General features: G+C 57.2%; 19 protein-coding genes and 1 pseudogene. 3 read left to right on the top strand and 17 right to left on the bottom strand.

Features of this window, described 5'->3' with window-relative positions:
* Positions 1-113: 113 nt before the first annotated feature.
* Positions 114-662 (top strand): GNAT family N-acetyltransferase, encoded by a 549-nt coding sequence (locus tag LG383_RS08360; protein ID WP_225758831.1) that lies wholly within the window; start codon positions 114-116, stop codon positions 660-662.
* Here LG383_RS08360 and LG383_RS08365 read toward each other — a convergent pair.
* The 7 genes from LG383_RS08365 to LG383_RS08395 form a co-directional block, all read right to left on the bottom strand.
* Entirely contained in the window at positions 659-1,069 is a 411-nt protein-coding gene (locus LG383_RS08365; protein WP_225759520.1) for a DUF6691 family protein, read from the bottom strand. The two genes, LG383_RS08360 and LG383_RS08365, sit on opposite strands and share 4 nt — an antisense overlap.
* 10 nt (positions 1,070-1,079) lie before the next feature.
* Positions 1,080-1,511, bottom strand: coding sequence for a YeeE/YedE family protein (locus tag LG383_RS08370; protein ID WP_225758832.1), 432 nt, complete (start codon positions 1,509-1,511; stop codon positions 1,080-1,082).
* Positions 1,501-1,839, bottom strand: a complete 339-nt coding sequence (locus LG383_RS08375) for a metalloregulator ArsR/SmtB family transcription factor (RefSeq protein WP_166182426.1) — start codon at positions 1,837-1,839, stop codon at positions 1,501-1,503. Before LG383_RS08375 ends, LG383_RS08370 begins: the two co-directional genes overlap by 11 nt.
* A 122-nt stretch (positions 1,840-1,961) precedes the next feature.
* Positions 1,962-2,300 carry a hypothetical protein gene (locus tag LG383_RS08380; RefSeq protein ID WP_146145502.1) on the bottom strand — a complete coding sequence of 113 codons (339 nt, stop codon included), beginning with the start codon at positions 2,298-2,300 and terminating at the stop codon, positions 1,962-1,964.
* Positions 2,301-2,364: 64 nt separating this feature from the next.
* Positions 2,365-3,627, bottom strand: coding sequence for a type II toxin-antitoxin system HipA family toxin (locus tag LG383_RS08385; RefSeq protein WP_225758833.1), 1,263 nt, complete (start codon positions 3,625-3,627; stop codon positions 2,365-2,367).
* Positions 3,620-3,934, bottom strand: coding sequence for a helix-turn-helix domain-containing protein (locus LG383_RS08390; protein WP_370635144.1), 315 nt, complete (start codon positions 3,932-3,934; stop codon positions 3,620-3,622). Before LG383_RS08390 ends, LG383_RS08385 begins: the two co-directional genes overlap by 8 nt.
* Before the next feature lie 147 nt (positions 3,935-4,081).
* Positions 4,082-4,837, bottom strand: coding sequence for a DeoR/GlpR family DNA-binding transcription regulator (locus LG383_RS08395; RefSeq protein WP_225758834.1), 756 nt, complete (start codon positions 4,835-4,837; stop codon positions 4,082-4,084).
* 87 nt (positions 4,838-4,924) lie between these two features.
* On the opposite strand from LG383_RS08395, the gene LG383_RS08400 reads away from it, so the two are divergent.
* Together LG383_RS08400 and tam are read left to right on the top strand one after the other, a co-directional pair.
* On the top strand, positions 4,925-5,509 hold the full coding sequence (locus tag LG383_RS08400) for an NUDIX domain-containing protein (RefSeq protein WP_225758835.1): 585 nt from the start codon (positions 4,925-4,927) through the stop codon (positions 5,507-5,509).
* Between the two features lie 75 nt (positions 5,510-5,584).
* Entirely contained in the window at positions 5,585-6,343 is a 759-nt protein-coding gene (gene tam / locus LG383_RS08405) for a trans-aconitate 2-methyltransferase (protein ID WP_225758836.1), read from the top strand.
* Here the strand turns inward: tam and LG383_RS08410 are convergent, their stop codons facing one another.
* The 10 genes and pseudogenes from LG383_RS08410 to LG383_RS08455 all read right to left on the bottom strand — a co-directional run bounded on the left by LG383_RS08410 (position 6,344) and on the right by LG383_RS08455 (position 18,017).
* Positions 6,344-7,534, bottom strand: a complete 1,191-nt coding sequence (locus LG383_RS08410; RefSeq protein WP_225758837.1) for a cytochrome c biogenesis protein/redoxin — start codon at positions 7,532-7,534, stop codon at positions 6,344-6,346.
* Positions 7,535-7,790: 256 nt separating this feature from the next.
* Positions 7,791-9,092, bottom strand: coding sequence for an ATP-binding protein (locus LG383_RS08415; RefSeq protein WP_225758838.1), 1,302 nt, complete (start codon positions 9,090-9,092; stop codon positions 7,791-7,793).
* The gene (locus LG383_RS08420) at positions 9,089-9,829 is read right to left on the bottom strand and encodes a response regulator (RefSeq protein WP_225758839.1); all 741 of its coding nucleotides are present in this window, start codon (positions 9,827-9,829) and stop codon (positions 9,089-9,091) included. The genes LG383_RS08415 and LG383_RS08420 overlap by 4 nt, the downstream gene beginning before the upstream one ends.
* 47 nt (positions 9,830-9,876) lie before the next feature.
* Positions 9,877-10,872, bottom strand: coding sequence for an alpha/beta fold hydrolase (locus LG383_RS08425; protein ID WP_225758840.1), 996 nt, complete (start codon positions 10,870-10,872; stop codon positions 9,877-9,879).
* A 131-nt stretch (positions 10,873-11,003) separates the two neighbouring features.
* Positions 11,004-11,918: a bestrophin family protein gene (locus tag LG383_RS08430; RefSeq protein WP_225758841.1), complete on the bottom strand. Its 915-nt coding sequence runs from the start codon at positions 11,916-11,918 to the stop codon at positions 11,004-11,006.
* Positions 11,919-12,202: 284 nt separating this feature from the next.
* Positions 12,203-13,654, bottom strand: coding sequence for a tagaturonate reductase (locus LG383_RS08435; protein ID WP_166182417.1), 1,452 nt, complete (start codon positions 13,652-13,654; stop codon positions 12,203-12,205).
* Positions 13,655-13,772: 118 nt separating this feature from the next.
* Complete coding sequence (locus LG383_RS08440) at positions 13,773-14,300, bottom strand: GNAT family N-acetyltransferase (RefSeq protein WP_225758842.1); 528 nt, start codon at positions 14,298-14,300, stop codon at positions 13,773-13,775.
* Positions 14,301-14,381: 81 nt separating this feature from the next.
* Positions 14,382-15,347 (bottom strand): sensor domain-containing diguanylate cyclase, encoded by a 966-nt coding sequence (locus tag LG383_RS08445; RefSeq protein ID WP_225758843.1) that lies wholly within the window; start codon positions 15,345-15,347, stop codon positions 14,382-14,384.
* Between the two features lie 52 nt (positions 15,348-15,399).
* A pseudogene (locus LG383_RS08450) lies at positions 15,400-16,384 on the bottom strand (diguanylate cyclase).
* Between the two features lie 181 nt (positions 16,385-16,565).
* Complete coding sequence (locus tag LG383_RS08455; RefSeq protein ID WP_225758844.1) at positions 16,566-18,017, bottom strand: GGDEF domain-containing protein; 1,452 nt, start codon at positions 18,015-18,017, stop codon at positions 16,566-16,568.
* Between the last annotated feature and the right edge of the window lie 8 nt (positions 18,018-18,025).

An 18,025-nucleotide genomic window follows, 5' to 3' on the forward strand; every position in this document is an offset into this window, starting at 1 on the left:
AAATCGGGTCAAGGTTTCCAGCCTAACTTTAGTAGGTTGAGTCAGTTGCAGGCTGGAAATGAACGTTATTATCAGTACAATCGATGTGACAATAATGTTAATGAGAGCGCGACATGAAGTTATTCTCCACCGAAAGGACGGACGTTTATCTGCTGACGTCCGATCTGGCAGACAGCCTCCTGCTTTTCCTGCGGGAAAACCGATCGCATTTCGCGCCCTTTGAGCCCTTACGTGATGAGGAATATTTCACGCTGGAGAGCGTATCTCAACGAATTGAGAGTGCGCAGAGCGATTACAACGCGAGAAAATGCCTGCAACTGGTTTTCACCTTAAAAGGCGAGAATAAAATAATCGGCAGCATCAACTTCACCAACTTTATCTTTGGTGTTTTCCAGGCGTGCTATCTCGGCTTCTCGCTCGATCGCGCTTATCAGGGGCAAGGACTGATGCACGAGGCGCTGAAGGAATCGCTGAGCTATGTGCAGGTCAATTACCGCTTTCATCGGATTATGGCAAACCACCTACCTGATAACGCACGCAGCAGTAAAACCCTGGCCAGCCTCGGCTTCGTTAAAGAGGGGTATGCGCCCTCTTATCTCAAGATCAATGGGGTCTGGCAGGACCACGTGCTCACCTCCCTGGTGATTCCAGAAGTGGATTAAGATGACCGGACCCGGGTAACGATCCACATCCCGGCAAGCATTGATAAAACAAACAGCAGCCCCTTGCCGATGCCCGCCCCCAACAATATCAGCGACGGCCCGGGACAAATGCCTGCCAGCCCCCAGCCCAGACCAAACAGGATCGCGCCCACCACCAGTGTGCGGTCAACGGTGTTATTGTCTGGTAGCAGAATCGGCACCCCGCAAAACGCCGTTTTTCTACCTTTCACCAGCGCAAAGCCAATGATCCCCACCGCAATCGCCCCAATCATCACGAAGGCAAGTGAGGGATCCCAGGCCTGAGACAGATCCAGAAAACCAAGCACCTTTTCAGGATTCGCCAGACCGCTAATCAGCAAGCCTGCGCCAAAAATCAGACCACACAGAAACGCCATAATTACCAGCATCATATTTTCCTCAGCCCAGCCATAAACCGGTCAGCGTTGCGGTAACAATGCCGACAACCATAAAGGTCAGCGTGGCGACCAGAGATCGCTTAGAAAAACGCGATAGTCCGCAAATGCCGTGCCCGCTGGTACATCCCGAGCCGAGACGTGTCCCGATGCCCACCAGCAAACCGGCCACGATAATTACCGGCCAGGAGGCCTCAACGTTAATGTCCGGCAACGGGAAAAACAGCGCAAACAGCAGCGGCGAGCCAATCAGACCGGCTAAAAAAGCGATCCGCCACCCTTCTTTCCAGGTCTGCTTCGTCAGCATGCCCGCCACAATGCCGCTGATCCCGGCGATACGCCCACAAAAGTGAATCAGCAGTATGGCGGCAAGCCCGATTAACAACCCGCCGCCGAGGCTACTCAGCGGCGTAAAGTGAATAAAATCAATCGACATGATTGTCTCCTGCCTGTGGGCAATAGAGGTCATATAGGGTATTGAGCAGCGCGAAGATCCGCGGATCCTCAATCCGGTAGAAAATCTGTTTGCCGGTGCGTCGGGTCTCCACCAGCTTTAAACGGCGTAGCACCCCCAACTGCTGGGAGAGTGTAGGCTGGTGGATCCCCACCGCCTCTTCGAGTTGCGCGACGCTCGCTTCCCCCTGACTTAACTGACACATCAACAGCAGCCTGTCCGCATTGGACAAACCGCGTAAGATCTCCGCGGCACCTGACGCCGCCTGTTTCATTGCATCCTGAATATCAGTATCTGCCATCACAGCCATGGTTTGCATCCATCAATATATAATTTTATATAATGTAATTTAGTATATTGTATGCCGGGCTGTGCTGCAAAAAAAAACCGGCAGGGATCATGGGATCGCTGCCGGTTATTCCTGTCAAAAGTTTATATTTTCAGTTCAGGCACAAGGGCTTTTTTGTCCGACATACAGGTCTGCCACGCCTTGCCCGGCTCGCCGTTATCCAGCACCGAGGAGGTACGATACTCCACCGTGCGGGTATGCTGGCCAGGCACCACATACTCTATGGTCGTCCAGCGGGTATTGGCATCCTGTCCTTCGGCGGTGAGTTCGATGGTCTGGTTTTTCACAATCTCGGCGCACTCGCTTGCCGCGGACTCGACTTTGCGAAACTTCTTCTCTTCGGGGGATGTGCCCTCATTGGACATACACCCGGTAAACAGCAAACAGGCGAGAGATATCAGGCTGATTTTTTGCAGCATCATGCAGTCCTTTTATTAAATAAGCATTAGCTGAAGCGTAGCTTATGCGGCTGCGCTCTTCCTCTGTTTAGCGGAGCTGGCTGATATTTGCATCTATTTGCTTTTGCATGGCATGCCGTGTGGCCGGGGTGATTTTTCCTGGCAGCAAGGCTTCGGCATAAGCGGAGAACCCGCTGGCGACGTCGGCAATACGCGCGATAAGCTGGTTTACCTGCGATTCACTGAGCTCCGCCTCCCGGGTGCCCAACCACAGCAGATGCTGCTGCTTTATATTCAGCGCCTCGCCCATAACGTCCATCTGATGATAACCGCCGGGACCTTCGTTCCAGGTGACATCAAACGCAGGTGCCAGAGTCCAGGTTCCCTCCGCGGACATCAAATAAGCGAAGTTTTTTGGATGATCGTCGCGGTTATTGAAAATGACGTTGAAGACAACGCGGGCAAAAGCACGGGCTTGCTCACGCACATCATTGGTACAGACCTGCGTGGCACGTAAAAAAGTGGCGTAATCCAGTGAACCCGGTGCGCGGTAATCCGCCCCGGTAAATGCCGCCAGGCTTTGCATCGGAACACGCATCCCGGCTTGCCGATCGAAGCGCCTGCTGGCAAAAGCCGCATAGCCTCCCGGCAGGTCAAAGTATTCGGTTTGTGGTGTATCGATGCCACAATCCCGTAAGCACTGAGCGTATACCATCTCAATGGCGCACACTTCGGCATGCTCATCCCGGGCAGGAAACTTGATTAACCAGGGTTCATAGTCCTTAACAGGGATTGTGGTGAAACGTCCGGTGACAGTGTCACGATACAGCAAGGCTTTTGGTCTCGCCCCCTGCGGCGAACCGCCCATTTGCAGTAGTCGGTGCAGAAACGCCCCGCCTTCACCTTCCAGTACCTCGCGTACCTCTTCTGCAAGCTGGGTCAGCGGGATATCGTTCTGTGGCGCAGCGAGCTCGGCCTGAACGGGCACAAAAGAGATCGCCCCCATCGCATTACTGCCAATGTAGGTCAGCCTTTCGAGAGGACCAATGCGGGCCGCACTCAGGCCACGCTGCCTGAACAAGCGATCCATCAGCAGCATGCCCCAGCCGTCAGGCAGGGAGTCATATACCGGGCCAGGTAAACCTAACTGGTGAGCGGGAAAATTTTGTCGCAGCTTGTCCCCCTTCAGCGGAAGAGTAAACGCGGATAATTCAAACCCTTTTTCCAGCGCCTGCTGGCTGTATTCGAAGAAGATCAGTGGCCGTCGGGTCAGTGCGGTGGTGGTGGCCAGCGTTCCCCACAACCAGCGTTCACCCCAACCCTCGTAATACACCTCTACGCGATCAGGCATCATGACTCCTTTTTCTGATGCGCTGGCGGGATGCGCTAGCTTCGAAACGGCGAAGATCGTCCAGGCTCTCCAGCTGCGGCATAAACAGGTTTTCCAGTTCTCGGGTAAGACCCAGAACCATCGCCACACGCACCACGACTTCAAAGCCGACGTTGCGCCCCGCCTCAAGATTTGAAACTGTATTCACCCCTACGCCAGCCCGTTGCGCCAGTTCGGCCTGGGTGAACTGGCGCCGGATGCGCTCCAGGCGTAACCGTTCACACAATAACCTGACGATCTCATCAGGCTTTTTGAAGTTTAAATCCATTATCTTGTACCTTAACGGCGTATTTTGGCGTTAACACACAATATTATAGAGTTATTTTGATTTATCCGCCATGCTTCATAAGCCACCAAATAAGAGAATAAACGCGAAAAATAAGACTTAAGCAACGTAATAATGGAATTATCGATATCAGACTTTAACAACCGAAACACCTTGCCCAGTGACCACCTCCACCCAGCGGCTGTCGGTATCGGCCTCAACCACCACAGTATTAATTAGCGATAGCTCACCGATCCTGAAGGATGATGCAGTGTTGATTTTTTCCGGGGATGCCAGCACTACCGTTTCTGCAGCTCTGCCGGAAAATGCACGTTTGATGCACGCTTCTTCATAATCTCCGGTAGTTAACCCGGCGTCAGGATGTATCCCGGTTACCCCCATGAAAAACAGATCGGCATGGATATGCGCAATACCTTCTATGGCCGCAGCACCTACCGTGACCACCGAGTGGCGGAACAGCCGCCCGCCAATCAGGATCACCTCCACCTGCGGATAGTCCACCAGCGCCAGAGCAATGCCCGGGCTATGGGTCACGGCGGTGAAAGAGAGATCTGCAGGCAGGCAGCGCACCAGCTCAGCGGTGGTGGTGCCACCGTCGATAATCACCACCTGGCCCGGGGAGATCAGCTCCGCGCCCTTCTTCGCCACCCGCTTTTTCGCCTCGATACCCAGACTGCTGCGCTCGGCAAAACTGGAGACCGCCTGTGATGCCGGTAGTGCGCCGCCGTGGACCCGCTGTAAACGGCCGTCAGCCGCCAGCTCGCGCAAATCCCGACGAATGGTATCTTCCGACACCTCAAATTCCAGGCTGAGATTTTTTGACAACACCTGCCCTTCGGAACTCAGTTTTTCGAGGATCAGCTGTTTGCGTTGACGAGTGAGCATGGGTCTTTTCCTGAAGCTGCATGTTTGATCTTGATATTGCACGAAAGTGCAGTTTATGATGCCCACTCTACGTAAACAGGAGGCACCGTGCAATCAAATCGTGCAGAAGTACGCATTCTCGACAGCAAAACGCTGTCAGATGACTGGTATACACTTAAAAAATATACCTTCGATGTGCGCCGCCGTAATGGGGAGTGGCAACGCCAGAACCGGGAAGCTTACGACCGGGGTAACGGCGCGACCATTCTGCTCTACAACCGCGACAAACGGACGGTGATCCTGACCCGCCAGTTCCGCTTTCCGGTGTACATCAATGGTCACGACGGCTATCTGATTGAAACCGCCGCCGGTCTGCTCGACAACATGGCGCCGGAACAGCGGATTAAAGCCGAAGCGGAAGAAGAGACCGGGTATCAGATCGACCGCGTGGAGAAGGTCTTCGACGCCTTTATGAGCCCCGGCTCGGTCACCGAGAAACTCTACTTTTACATCGCGGAGTATCGTCCTGACGATCGCAAAGGCCAGGGAGGCGGAATTGAAGCCGAAGGTGAAGATATCGAGGTGCTGGAGTGGCCTGTTGACCAGGCGTTGCAGGCCATCGATGACGGCCTGATTGTCGATGGTAAAACCATCATGCTGCTGTATCACGTTGCCCTGAAGGGGATCCTCTAGCGAATCACACCGACAGAAACGGATTTCTGTCATCATCATCTACACTTCTGGAAAGAATAAACCGGAGATGACTGCATGACCGACTGGAACCCCGCCCTCTATCTGCAGTACGGCGCCGAACGTACTCGCCCCGCCCTAGAGCTTCTCTCCCGCATTGCGCTGGATGAGGTCACCGATGTGGTCGACCTGGGCTGCGGGCCCGGCAACAGCACGGCGCTGCTGCAACAGCGCTGGCCTTCGGCACATATCACGGGCGTTGATACCTCACCCGCTATGCTGACAGAAGCCAGAGCCGCCCTGCCGGGCTGCCATTTTTTTGAGGCCGATATTCGCCACTATCGCCCGGAACAGGCGTTGAGTGTGATTTACGCCAACGCCTCATTGCAGTGGGTGGAAAACCACTACGAACTGCTGCCGCATCTGGTCTCGCTGCTAAAACTGCACGGCGTGCTGGCGATCCAGATGCCGGATAACGATCTCGAGCCAACCCATGTGCTGATGCGGGAGGTGGCATCTGAACAGGATTATCCGGATCGCGGCCGCGCTGCCCTGCTGGGCGTCCATGCGTATTACGACATTCTGACCGAGGCGGGATGCGAGGTGGATATCTGGCGTACCACTTATTATCACCAGATGAGTTCACATCAGGCCATTATCGACTGGGTGAGCGCCACCGGCCTGCGCCCCTGGCTGCAGGAGCTGAATGAGCACGAGCAACAACGCTATTTGCACCGCTATCATCAGCTGCTGGAGGAGCAGTATCCGCTGCAGGAGAACGGGCAGATACTGCTGGCTTTTCCGCGGTTGTTTATAGTTGCGCGACGCGAACCCTAACTACGCCTTCGCCTCTTTCAATAGCTGCTGGATCACCTGCTCCTGCTTGTCGTTATTCCCCTCCCCAAACGAGGCGTAGCGCAGCTGGCCTTTGGCATCGAAGAAGTAGTGCGCGGGCCAGTAGCGATTACCGAAGGCCGTCCAGATCTTATAATTGTTGTCGGTAACCACCCGGTACGGGAGTTGCCATTTGTTGATGGCCTGCTGCACCGACGCCAGCGGTTTTTCCCACGGATACTCCGGGGTATGTACCCCAATCACCACCAGTCCCTGGGCCTGATACTTATTGGCCCACTCGCGAACGTGCGGCAGGGCGTGCTGACAGTTGATGCAGTCCCAGGTCCAGAAGTCGATCAGCACCACGTTGCCTTTTAACGACGCCGGAGTGACCGGTTCACCGTTCAGCCACCCGGTACCGCCCTCAAGCGACGGCATGGCGCTGGTGGTGACCGGTTGCGCAACCGGCTGGAGGGTCGGCTGAGGCTGACTTTCCGGTGCCAGCTGCAGCAGCGTTTTCTCCAGACGGTCGGCCACGCCGTTTGCCCCCTGAAAGACGCTATTCAGCCCGAACGCGGTAAAGGCGACCGACATCAGCATCGCCACCCCCGCCGCTTTTCGCAGCCCGTCCATCAGTCCTGATTTGGTTTTCAACCGTGCAATCAGTGCCTGCCCGCTAAAGCCGAGCAGCGCGAGCATCACCGCACAACCGCTGCCGTACGCCGCCAGCAGGCTACCGGTAGCGACGGGGTTATGCCCTGCGATACTCAGACTGAGAATGGCCCCTAACACCGGCCCGGCGCACGGCGACCACAGCAGCCCGACCGCCAGCCCGGCGAGCACCGCCGAGGTCATCCCCCGGGTGCGGGTGCTGCGGGAATTAATCGTATTGCCGAGGCGTAATGCCGGGCCAGCAATGCGCTGCGCAAAGGTCGGGAAGATCAGTGCCAGCGCGGCCAGGCTCAACAACCCCAGCGCAATCCAGCGCCCGACCAGTGTAGCGCTGATCACCCAGTCACTGGCGACGGTGATCAGGCTGGCGACCAGGGTAAACATGATCACCATGCCGAACAGCATAGCGATTAGCTGGCGCTTCTGCCCACGAAAGCCGGCGAACAGCAGCGGAATAACCGGAAGCGTACAGGGGCTGAGCAGGCTGACCATGCCCCCTAAAAATGCGATCACGAGAAACATAACAGACCTCACTAAAGCGGTTCGCTGCGACGATTGCAGTGAGGCTATTACAGCGTGGAGATGTGTTCGGCATGTGTGGTGGATTGGGATTTTTGTCAGGTGCTGTATTTGTGTAGCGGGGGGATACAGTACGGTACAAATGGCGGGTTTCGGTGGTTTCGTAGGCCGGGTAAGGCGCAGCCGCCACCCGGCGGTAAGCACCGGTGCGGCTTGTTCCCCCTCACCCCAACCCTCTCCCAAAGGGAGAGGGAGAAAGTCAGGTCACCGGCAAGGTAATCCGTGCGCAAAGCCCGCCTTCGGGCCGGTTCGCCAGCTGCAATTGACCATCAAGCTGGGCGGTGAGCTGAGCGGCAATCGCCAGCCCAAGCCCGGTGCCGCCAGTTTCCCGGTTGCGGGAGGATTCCACGCGGTAGAACGGCTGCAATACCGCCGCCAGCTCATGTTGCGGAATACCCGGGCCGTTATCCGCCACGGCGATTTGCACTCTGTCGTCGTGCACCGTCAGCGTCACCTCTGCGGCATCGCCAAACTTCAGGGCGTTATCCAGCAGATTGGTCAGGATGCGGTGCAGCGCCTGCGGACGGGTAGCAAAAGGGACAGCAGTACGGGTCGCGTTAAACTGCACGTTTTTACCCGTATCGGCGTAATCACAGACCAGCGTATCAATAAAGCTATAGAGATCGACCTTGCGCACCGGCTCGGGTGATACCCCGGACGAACGGGCGTAGTCGATCCCCTCGCGCACCAGTCGGGTCATGCTGTCCAGATCCTGGGTCAGTTTGTCACGCAGCTCCGGCTGGTCGGCCATCTCCACCCGCAGCCGCATCCGGGTAATGGGGGTCTGCAAGTCATGCGAGATGGCGGCAAGGATCTGCGCCCTCTCCTTCAGCGAGGTCTGGATCCGGTCCTGCATTGCATTGAACGCCCGCGCGGCGTGGCGCACCTCCAGCGGGCCTTGCTCGGTGAGGGTCAGCGGATTGGGGCTGGTGGGTTCGAGGGTATCCACTGCCCGGGTAAAACGTGTGAAGGGAAGCACCACCTGGCGCACCGCCAGCCAGGCGCAGATCACTACCAGGAGCAGCTGAATAATAAACACCACCGGCAGCCAGCGGGCCACCGGCGGCATCCGGGGAGTAAGATCCAGCGTCAGCGGCGAGCCGTCGCGCAGCGTCAGGTGCGCCTGAATATGCGAAACCGGCCCCGGTACCGCCGTGAAGCGCAGCGGATACTGGGTCGCCAGCGTCTCCGTTAACGTGCGGACTGCATCCCGGGAACGGGCGTCAGCGGGCGGAGCCCCCGGCTCCCCCGCCCCCAGCAGATAGTGATAGTTATCCCGGTCAAGGCGCGGAAGCCACTGCGCCCGCTCATTCGCCGGCAGCCGATCCAGAATCGCCACACTGGTGGAGACATCGTCCTGCAGATTGCCCAGCATCACGTTGCGCACGCTGCTCATCCGCTCGGCCATCACCAGGGTCAGGCTCAGGCCGTTGGCGAGCAGCAATCCCAGCAGGACGATCACCAGCAGACGATAGTGCAGCGAACGCGGCCAGAGCCTCACTCTTTAGCCTCAAGAATGCTCACCGGCATCGAAAAGACATACCCTTCGCTGCGTACTGTTTTTATATACCGTGGTGAGCGTACATCCTCATTCAGACGCTGACGCACGCGGCTGACCAGCAGATCGATGGAGCGCTCAAACAGCTCGGCATCCCGCCCCTGGGTGAAGTTAAGCAGCTGATCGCGGGTTAATACGCGCTGGGGATGATCGACAAACACCCGCAGCAGACGGTACTCCGCCCCGCTCAGCGCCACGATGGTGCCGGAGGCATCCAGCAGATGACGGGCGCTGGTGTCGAGCTGCCAGTCGCCAAAAGCGATGATCCGCCCGGCTTCGGTCACCTGCAGGTTGGGCGGCAGCGTGCGATGGCGGCGCAGTATGGCTTTGATCCGCGCCAGCAGCTCGCGCGCCACAAAGGGTTTGACCACATAATCATCCGCGCCCATCTCAAGGCCCAGGATGCGATCCATGTCCTCGTGGCGCGCGGTCAACATCAAAATCGGCAGATCTTTATGTTGACCGCTGCGCAGCTGGCGGCACAGGGTCAGTCCGTCGTCGCCGGGCATCATGATATCCAGCACCACCAGATCGACCGCCTGTTTATCGAGCACGGCGCGCATCTCTTTGCCGTTGGCGGCGCCGGTGGCGCGGTAGCCCGATTTCACCAGATAATCGACGACCAGCTCGCGAATATCCCGGTCGTCATCAACGACAAGAATGTGATCGGTTGTCTCCACCTTAAGCTCCTGTTTATCAGCGATGCGCCAAAAATAGCATAGATTGCTTACAACTTATCCGCATCCACCACCGCCTTAACAAAGTCCTGCGGATCTTCCTGCGCCGGGTTGTGGCCGATGTTGCCGGTATAGGTGCGATGCTGATATTTACCGGTGAATTTCGCCGCGTACACCTCAGGTGCCGGGTGCGGTGCGCCGTTATTGTCGCCTTCGATGGTGATGGTCGGCACGCTGATGGTCGGGCCCGCTGCCAGCCGTTGTTCATAGCTGTCGTAGCGGCGCTCACCTTTTTCCAGTCCCAGGCGCCAGCGGTAATTGCTGATGGTCACCGCCACGTGATCCGGGTTATCCAGCGCTTTGGCGCTGACGTTAAAGGTGGCATCACTGAATTTCCAGCCGGGCGAGGCCAGGATCCAGATGAGTTTGGCAAAGTCATGGGTGTTGGCGGCATAGCCCTTCTCGCCGCGCTCGGTGGCGAAATAGAACTGATACCACCACTGCAGCTCAGCCTGCGGCGGGAGCGGTTTTTCCCCGGCCTTCTGGTTACCAATCAGATACCCGCTCACCGAAACCAGCGATTTAACACGCTCCGGCCACAGCGCCGCCACGATATCCGCCGTTCTGGCGCCCCAGTCATAACCGGCGAAGACCGCACGTTTGATTTTCAGAGCATCCATCAGGTTAATGACATCTTTTGCCATGGCCGCAGGCTGACCGTTGCGCGGTGTGGTGGGTGACAGAAAATGCGTGGTACCGAACCCGCGGTTGTACGGGACGATCACCCGGTAGCCTTTGGCCGCCAGCGCGGGAGCAACCTGGGCGTAACTGTGAATGTCGTACGGCCAGCCGTGGAGCAGGATCACCGGTTCGCCGTTTTTCGGGCCGATATCGACATAGCCAATATTCAGATCGCCCGCGTCAATCTGGCGGATTTGTTTAAAGGCGGCGGCATAGTCAGGGCCTGCCGCTTCGGCCTGACAGGCAGAAACGGTGGCGAGAGAGAGCGTCAGAGCGAGGGTTGAGTAAGCCAGTTTGTTCATCATGGTGGTATCTCCGGGTTATGAATAACACCCGCTTATCTCACCAACATGATGTATGGCAAATATGTGCAAAATTGCCCGTTTTGCAAGGTGCTGTATCTTGCTCCGGCGCAGATACAGTGGGATACAAACTCCTACGTCAGCTGGTAATACTTGTCTGGCATCTTGCGCGCCGGGATCTCCTGCTCATCATTCATCTGCAGCAAATCAATCTCCATCGCATTGCAGATGGCATCCAGCGGCAAGTCGTTATTCTCGACGCCGAACGGCTCCTCCAGCTCTTCCGCCAAGGTATCCAGCGAGATAAAGGTGTAGGAGATCAGTACCGACACGAACGGCGTCATATAGTGCAGGTCGCTGACCAGGGCAAACGGAAGCATGATGCAGAACAGGTAGACGGTGCGGTGCAGGATCAGGGTGTAGGCAAAAGGCACCGGGGTATTGGCGATACGCTCGCAGCCGGCCAGCACGATCGACATATCATTCAGACGAATATTCAGGCTGTGGAACAGAATATCCGACAGCTCCCCTTTCCGGCGCCTGACCGCCAGCCACTCCCCCATGATCAGCAGGATGCGGTTGGCAGGCGAGCTGGAGTCCATCGTCAGGCGCAGGTTCTCCTCGGAAAGATAGGCCGACAGCTGGTCGGCCTGCGGCTGTCTGCGCAGGGTCATGCGCAGACAATGGGCAAACGCAATTTGCAGGCGAACAAACTCACCCAGCGCCGGATCGTCCGGCAAGGTGTTTTTGACTTCACGGAACAGCGAGCGCGAGGCAATCATCAGCTGGCCCCACAGCAGGCGCGCTTCGACATAGCGTGCGTAGCAGGCGTTATTGCGGAACCCGAGGAAGATCGCGATGGCGACCCCGAGAATGCTGAACGGCGCTACCGTCAGCCGGATGCCCAGCGAGGTATACCAGGGCAGCATCAGGATCACGACGATAGAGAGCAAAAAGTTAAGAAACAGGCGGGAAAAGATTTTTGTCAGCACGGAACCGTGCCAGACAAAAATCAGGCGCAACCAGTGCTGTTGAGGACGAACAATCATAGTCAGCTTCATCGGGAAAAAAGAGCGGTGACTATTAAACGTGATCGTCGTCACGGTTGCAAGTATGTTAAAAAATGATGACGTTTTTGCGAGGCGGATGGCAGATCGCACGGGGTTAAGGTGTGGGGTAACAGGAAGAGGTTAAAGTATGTTGTAACTAATACGGAGAAGAAGAAAAGTTATCTGCGGTATGCTCCCCCTCACCCCAGCCCTCTCCCTCAAGGGAGAGGGAGTCAGCCCTGTAGGCCGGGTAAGCGCAGCGCCACCCGGCAAAATCTAAAGGATTAACACAGCGGTTTAACCGCTGCGCGCATCCCTTTCAGCACAATCGCATCCAGATCCAGCGCAACCTGCTCTACCAGGCCATTGACCTGAGTCAGGTCCTGCTCCCAGTGCTCGCTGACGCTCAGCACCGCCGTCACCAGCTCACGGGTGGTGATCTGCTGGTCATGATGCTGGGTCCACAGCTGCTGGAAACGGGTGATCCAGTGTGCATCGTCCTGCACCGGATAGCTTTCGCCGTTACGTTCTGCGCGGTAGAAGGCAATCAACGCCGCCAGGGCAAACGTCAGACGCGCCGGGAGTTTGCCGCTGGCCTGCTGCCCTGCCAGAAGCTGCGGCAGAATGCGGGTGCGGTATTTGGTCATACCGTTAAGGGCGATCGACAGCAGCTGGTGTTTGATATACGGGTTGCGGAAACGGCCCGTCACGGCGCTGGCGAAGGAGGCCAGCTCATCACGCGGCAGATCCAGCACCGGAATGATCTCTTCATGGATAGCTTTTTCAACAAACGCACAGATCTCGGTGTCGTTCATCGCCTCACCCACGGTATCCAGCCCGGCCTGGAAGGCCACCGGCACCAGAGCGGTATGCGCCCCGTTGAGGATCGCCACTTTGCGCTCTTTGTAAGGCTTGATGTCATCAACAATCAGCACGTTCAGCGCCAGCTTGTCGAGACGCAGCTCCTGCGCCAGTGATTTCGGCCCCTGGATCACAAACAGGTAGAAGTGTTCAGCAGTATCGAGGAAAGCATCGTGATAGCCGAGAGAGGCTTCGAGCTGGGCCACTTCGTCACGCGGATAGCCGGTGACGATGCGGTCAACCAGGGTTGAGCAGAAGCTGTTAGCGTCGTTCAGCCACTGGGTAAAGGCCGCTGGCAGCGCCCACTCCTGAGCATAACGCAGCACCAGTTCGCGCAGGGCGTCGCCGTTATAGTCGATCAGTTCGCAGGGGACGATCACCCAACCTTTATCGGCGGCACCGTTGAAATGGCTGAAACGCTCGAACAGCAGACGCGTCAGTTTTGCCGGATAGCTCACCGCAGGCGCATCCTCGAACTTATCCCCGGCGTGATAGCTGATGCCCGCTTCGGTGGTGTTGGAGAAGACAAAGCGCATCTCCGGGTTGTGGGCCAACTTCAGGAACTCATCGTACTGGTCGTAAACGCTGATTTCGCGGTTAACTGAGCGGATCAGACGCGCGTCGCTGACCGCTTCGCCCTGCTCGTTCAGACCACGGATGATGGTGGTATAGAGGCCGTCCTGGGTGCTCAGTGAAGGCGGGAAATCGCTTTTGATCGGGCGGACAATCGCAATACCGGCGTTGAGGTCGGTATGTTCATTGAGCAGGTCAATCTGCCAGTCAATAAACGCGCGCAGGAAGTTGCCCTCACCAAACTGGATGATACGTTCAGGATAGAGAGCACCGGGGAAATCACGACGGTTCAGTGTGTTCACAATGGGGTCCTTGTAATGATTAGTCATACAGCCTGATAAGATTGGTACGATAACTTATCAAAACTTAACGACCACAAACCCCGGTCTGGATCAAACCCGGTGCGAATTGTGACAGGATCTATAAGAATTTGTAGAAGACTGAGGTAGCCGTCATCTCACCGTCGGGCATCAGGGCATAGCGCGGGATCTCCCCCACTTTCTGCCATCCCGCCCGTTGATAGAAGGTCTCCGCCCCGCTGCCGGTGGCCGTGTCCAGCACCAGCACGGTTTTACCCTTGTCGCGGGCCACGTTTTCCAGGGCCTCCATCAATCGTCCGGCATCACCGTTGCGGCGCGCGTTCTGGTGAACCAGCAGTTTGGCAACATCTGCCCGGTGCGGTTGGTTGTCGGGCTGATCGGTGATCAGCTGCACGGTGCCGGTGATGTCGCCTTCGGCATTGGTCGAGATCAGTACGGTACGCTCCCCGCGCCCGACGCTGTCGGCCACGCCGCGCCAGAAAGCGCTGGCCTGCTCATGGCTGTAGGGCAACATAAAGCTCACCGACGCGCCGCCGGTGACACAGCTGTGCAGGATGTCAGCTAATTGAGGGAGGTGCGCAAGGATATCCTCACGCGAAAAGATCTGAATTGCAGGTGATGGCATCATTATTCTCCTTTTTATCAACGGCATCACCATGCGCTTTACATTTTTGTAACACAAGGACCTGTGTCAGAGGATTTTCTTATCTCAGCATCCGGTGCCGCGCTGCTGTTTCATGGAGTACATCATCTCATCGGCCGTGGTCAGCCAGCTGGCCAGATCGTCGCGATCGTGATCAAACTCTCTGACGCCCCAGGAGAAGGAGAGCGCCCACGGATACTCGGCATGCTCATTCCACACCGCGGCCTGCTCGGTCAGATACTGCATGGCGATCCACGCCCCCTTCTCGTCGCTGTTGGCAAACAGGATCGCAAACTCATCCCCGCCGTAGCGCGCCAGCACGTCGGCCTGGCGGAAGGTGGAACTCAGCAGACCGGCCATCGCCTTCAGGGCGTTATTGCCATCGGCGCGACCGTACCGGGCGTTAATCTGTTTGAAGCGGTCGAGATCCAGCCAGGCGAGGGTCAGCGGCTCAGCCCGACGGCGTGCGGCGCTGATGGCGTAGGTAGCAAGATGATGAAAACCACGGCGGTTATACAGCCCGGTCAGGTCGTCGACGATGTTGGCGCAGATTGCCGCGAATTCAGCCTCCACCAGCGCCGCCAGATCGGCCAACGCCTCAACGTCAGAGGACGAAAACTGCCGCGGCTGGTGGTCGATAATGCACAGCGATCCCACCGTCGCACCGTTGGGCAGATGCAGTGGATGACCGGCATAAAACCGGACAGGATTATCGTCGGTCGCCAGCGGATTATCCGCAAAACGGGCATCGTCGAGGGTATCAGGCACTACCAGCGGGGCATTACTGAGTACGGTATGGCCGCAAAAAGAGAGATTTCGCGGCAGATTAGTGGCGTCACCGCCATCGGCTGATTTAACCACCACCACATGCTCGTCCACCAGATTGATCATCGCCACCGGGACGGAAAACAGGCGTTTTGCCAGCCGGGTCACACGGCCATAGCTCGGGTGATTCTCGATCTCCAGCAGCCCGGATTCGCGCAAGGCGCTGAGACGCTCCACTTCATTGTTGGGTCGTGAGGGTGATTTCATTGGGGGCTCCGGACATCAGGCTTTTTAAAAGCTTAGCGCATCCTGACGCCGCTTAGTGGGCAAAGATGCGGTTTTTCCCTTCACGTTTCGCCTGGTACAGCGCAGTGTCGGCCGCCTGTAACCAGTCTGTAACATTTTTCATATCCCGGGTGGCGATGGCGATGCCAATACTCATCGTACACTGGACCACGTCTTCCGCTACGCCATCGATCACGGCGGCGGCATCCATAATGCGGGACGCGACAACGTGCGCCTCGTCCAGGGTCGTATCCGGCAGCAGGATCACAAACTCATCCCCGCCCAGCCGCGCCGGGGTATCGCTCTGGCGAGTGGCGATATGCAATATCTGTGACACTGTCACTAAAAGCATATCCCCTACCTTATGGCCGAAGCGATCGTTAACCTCTTTAAAGTTATCGATATCAATAAACATCAGCGCTGATTCGCTGCAGGTCTGCCGCAGCTTGTGCAGCTCATGATCGATACGCTTCTCCAGCAGACGCCGGTTGGCAATGTCGAGCAGCGGGTCCATCATCGCAATGCGTTCCAGCTCGCGCGATTTAAAGCGCAGCCGCATGGCGATACTGTTGGTGAGCACGCTCAGCGCTACAGTATAGATGCCAATCAGCGGCAGCGTGGCGTACATCGTACGCTGCGACACCCAGGGAACCAGCGCCATCCCCTGCGTCAGCCAGCTGGCCATGAAGACCGCCAGCATCACCGCTCCGGCTTTTTTCATCAGCGGGAACCCCCCGGCCGCCAGCCGATCGGCCAGTAGGATAGTAGCAATGGCGACGGACGGCAGCGGGTTCGCCGACATCATCGCGATCCAGAACCCGCCCGCGCCGGCGTCCAGCACCAGGTTTTGGTGTTCGGTACTCAGCGGCGCGGCAGAGCGACGCGCACGCCAGCGTCGGCCAGATAAAGGCGTTTATCGCCAGAAGACCCATAAGCCAGGGTGAACGTTGCTGTTCCACCAGCACCGAAAGAATGGGGAAAAAGCAGAGAAATGTTCCAAGCACTCGCATCAGGAACATGCGTTTGATAAACCGTCTGCCAGGCACGCGAGGGGATTTACTGAGTCTGTCAGATGCGTTCATCACACGAATTTTCCGAAATAATCACCCCATTATATTATTGACGTACAAAATACGTATCAAGGCATTTATCAGTTTCGTGAATATATGCTAGTGGCCCGTGTGCCGTGCAGGCAAACGATTACAGCGGTTCCGATGCCGCAGCCTTTTGCGCAGCAGACGTTATCTCTGTCATTCGGGCGCTGGTGCGATTTCGCCCTGCTTTTTTCGAGCGATACAGATAATCATCCGCTTCGCTCATCAGACGATTGAAAACGTCCGTCAGCTGCCACGACTCCGATTTTCCGTTGCCCAGACCAATACTGACGGTTAAAAACAGCGCCTGCCCGCGCCATTTGAACGGATACTGTTCAATGGTGGTACGGATACGTTCCGCCAGGGCGTAACCCTGCTGTGCCGACGTGGTGTTGATCACCACCGCAAACTCCTCCCCACCCATTCGCGCCACCAGCCCCTCGCTCCCCACGGTCTCCTGCACTTTACGGGCAAAGGCCGCCAGGACCGTATCGCCGCACTCATGACCGAAGTTGTCGTTGATGCTTTTGAAATAGTCGATATCCAGCAGCATGACGGTCAGCAGCGGGCTTTTGCGTGTTCCCTCATCGCGCTTCAGCGCTTCATACAGCCCGGAACGGGAGTAAACCTGGGTTAAAAAGTCATAATCGGCACGCAGGGAGACCTGGCGGATCAGGGAGTTGATCGCCGCCATGCTGACCGACACCATTATCGGGCAGATGGCCATGGTGGCGATCCCCAGACGGGCGGAGAACATCATCGGGGTGGTGAGCGGCGTGGTCGCCACGATGGTAATAATGGAGTTGGCGACCAGGGTGATCTCCACCGCCCCGGTGACAAAGGTCAGCAGGCAGGTTGCCGGCAGCGAATAACGCACCGCGCACCAGATCAACGCCGGCATCGGAAATGCCAGCGCACCGGCCCCGCCGATCGCCACCGAGGCCACGACAGAGATCACCAGTAACACCACCGGCATCAAATGGCTGGCGCGCAGGGTCCGGGTGAACGCGGGCCAGGTGATGGTCAGCAGACAGGGAACGATTAACACCCCGGTGGAGAACTGTTCGCTAAACCAGTCGGCGACCAGCGGCCAGAAGGTGCGATTGTCCAACCCGACTGACGACAGCGCCCCGATCAGGGCGCACAGTAGCGCGGCCAGCAGGCAATAGTTAAACAGTCGCAGGGCATTGACCGGATCCGGGGTACTGTTTTTCAGCCGCCTGTCGCGCTGAACCAGCAGCGCAACGGTGACAATAAACATCATATTCGAGAGGTTAATGCCGAGCGAGGTGATACCCCAGTTGGTGGTGATAAGGTCGTACAGCAGCATGGCAATGTACGATATCGCATAGTAGTGCAGCCGGTTGAGGTAAGCATAACGGGCAAACACCCCCGCCATCACCCCATTCAGCGGCCAGAACATCGACAGGGACTCCACCAGACGTAGCTGCGCGCCAATAAAATAGAACAGCGTGGTCAGGACAAATATGCCCACCGCATTACGTAAGGGACTTTGCGGCTGAAAAAGCGCGAAGGTTCTGGTGGAGGCAGAAGACATGCAATATC

Source organism: Leclercia sp. Marseille-Q4284 (genome assembly GCF_916618945.1).
GTDB classification, from domain to species: domain Bacteria; phylum Pseudomonadota; class Gammaproteobacteria; order Enterobacterales; family Enterobacteriaceae; genus Enterobacter; species Enterobacter tamurae.

What these genes read in the sequence shown, in the direction of transcription:
- LG383_RS08360 (WP_225758831.1), top strand. Translation starts at nt 114, where the DNA reads ATGAAGTTATTCTCCACCGAAAGGACGGACGTTTATCTGCTGACGTCC.
- LG383_RS08365 (WP_225759520.1), bottom strand. Translation starts at nt 1,069, where the DNA reads ATGCTGGTAATTATGGCGTTTCTGTGTGGTCTGATTTTTGGCGCAGGC.
- LG383_RS08370 (WP_225758832.1), bottom strand. Translation starts at nt 1,511, where the DNA reads ATGTCGATTGATTTTATTCACTTTACGCCGCTGAGTAGCCTCGGCGGC.
- LG383_RS08375 (WP_166182426.1), bottom strand. Translation starts at nt 1,839, where the DNA reads ATGGCTGTGATGGCAGATACTGATATTCAGGATGCAATGAAACAGGCG.
- LG383_RS08380 (WP_146145502.1), bottom strand. Translation starts at nt 2,300, where the DNA reads ATGATGCTGCAAAAAATCAGCCTGATATCTCTCGCCTGTTTGCTGTTT.
- LG383_RS08385 (WP_225758833.1), bottom strand. Translation starts at nt 3,627, where the DNA reads ATGCCTGATCGCGTAGAGGTGTATTACGAGGGTTGGGGTGAACGCTGG.
- LG383_RS08390 (WP_370635144.1), bottom strand. Translation starts at nt 3,934, where the DNA reads ATGGATTTAAACTTCAAAAAGCCTGATGAGATCGTCAGGTTATTGTGT.
- LG383_RS08395 (WP_225758834.1), bottom strand. Translation starts at nt 4,837, where the DNA reads ATGCTCACTCGTCAACGCAAACAGCTGATCCTCGAAAAACTGAGTTCC.
- tam (WP_225758836.1), top strand. Translation starts at nt 5,585, where the DNA reads ATGACCGACTGGAACCCCGCCCTCTATCTGCAGTACGGCGCCGAACGT.
- LG383_RS08410 (WP_225758837.1), bottom strand. Translation starts at nt 7,534, where the DNA reads ATGTTTCTCGTGATCGCATTTTTAGGGGGCATGGTCAGCCTGCTCAGC.
- LG383_RS08425 (WP_225758840.1), bottom strand. Translation starts at nt 10,872, where the DNA reads ATGATGAACAAACTGGCTTACTCAACCCTCGCTCTGACGCTCTCTCTC.
- LG383_RS08430 (WP_225758841.1), bottom strand. Translation starts at nt 11,918, where the DNA reads ATGATTGTTCGTCCTCAACAGCACTGGTTGCGCCTGATTTTTGTCTGG.
- LG383_RS08440 (WP_225758842.1), bottom strand. Translation starts at nt 14,300, where the DNA reads ATGATGCCATCACCTGCAATTCAGATCTTTTCGCGTGAGGATATCCTT.
- LG383_RS08445 (WP_225758843.1), bottom strand. Translation starts at nt 15,347, where the DNA reads ATGAAATCACCCTCACGACCCAACAATGAAGTGGAGCGTCTCAGCGCC.
- LG383_RS08455 (WP_225758844.1), bottom strand. Translation starts at nt 18,017, where the DNA reads ATGTCTTCTGCCTCCACCAGAACCTTCGCGCTTTTTCAGCCGCAAAGT.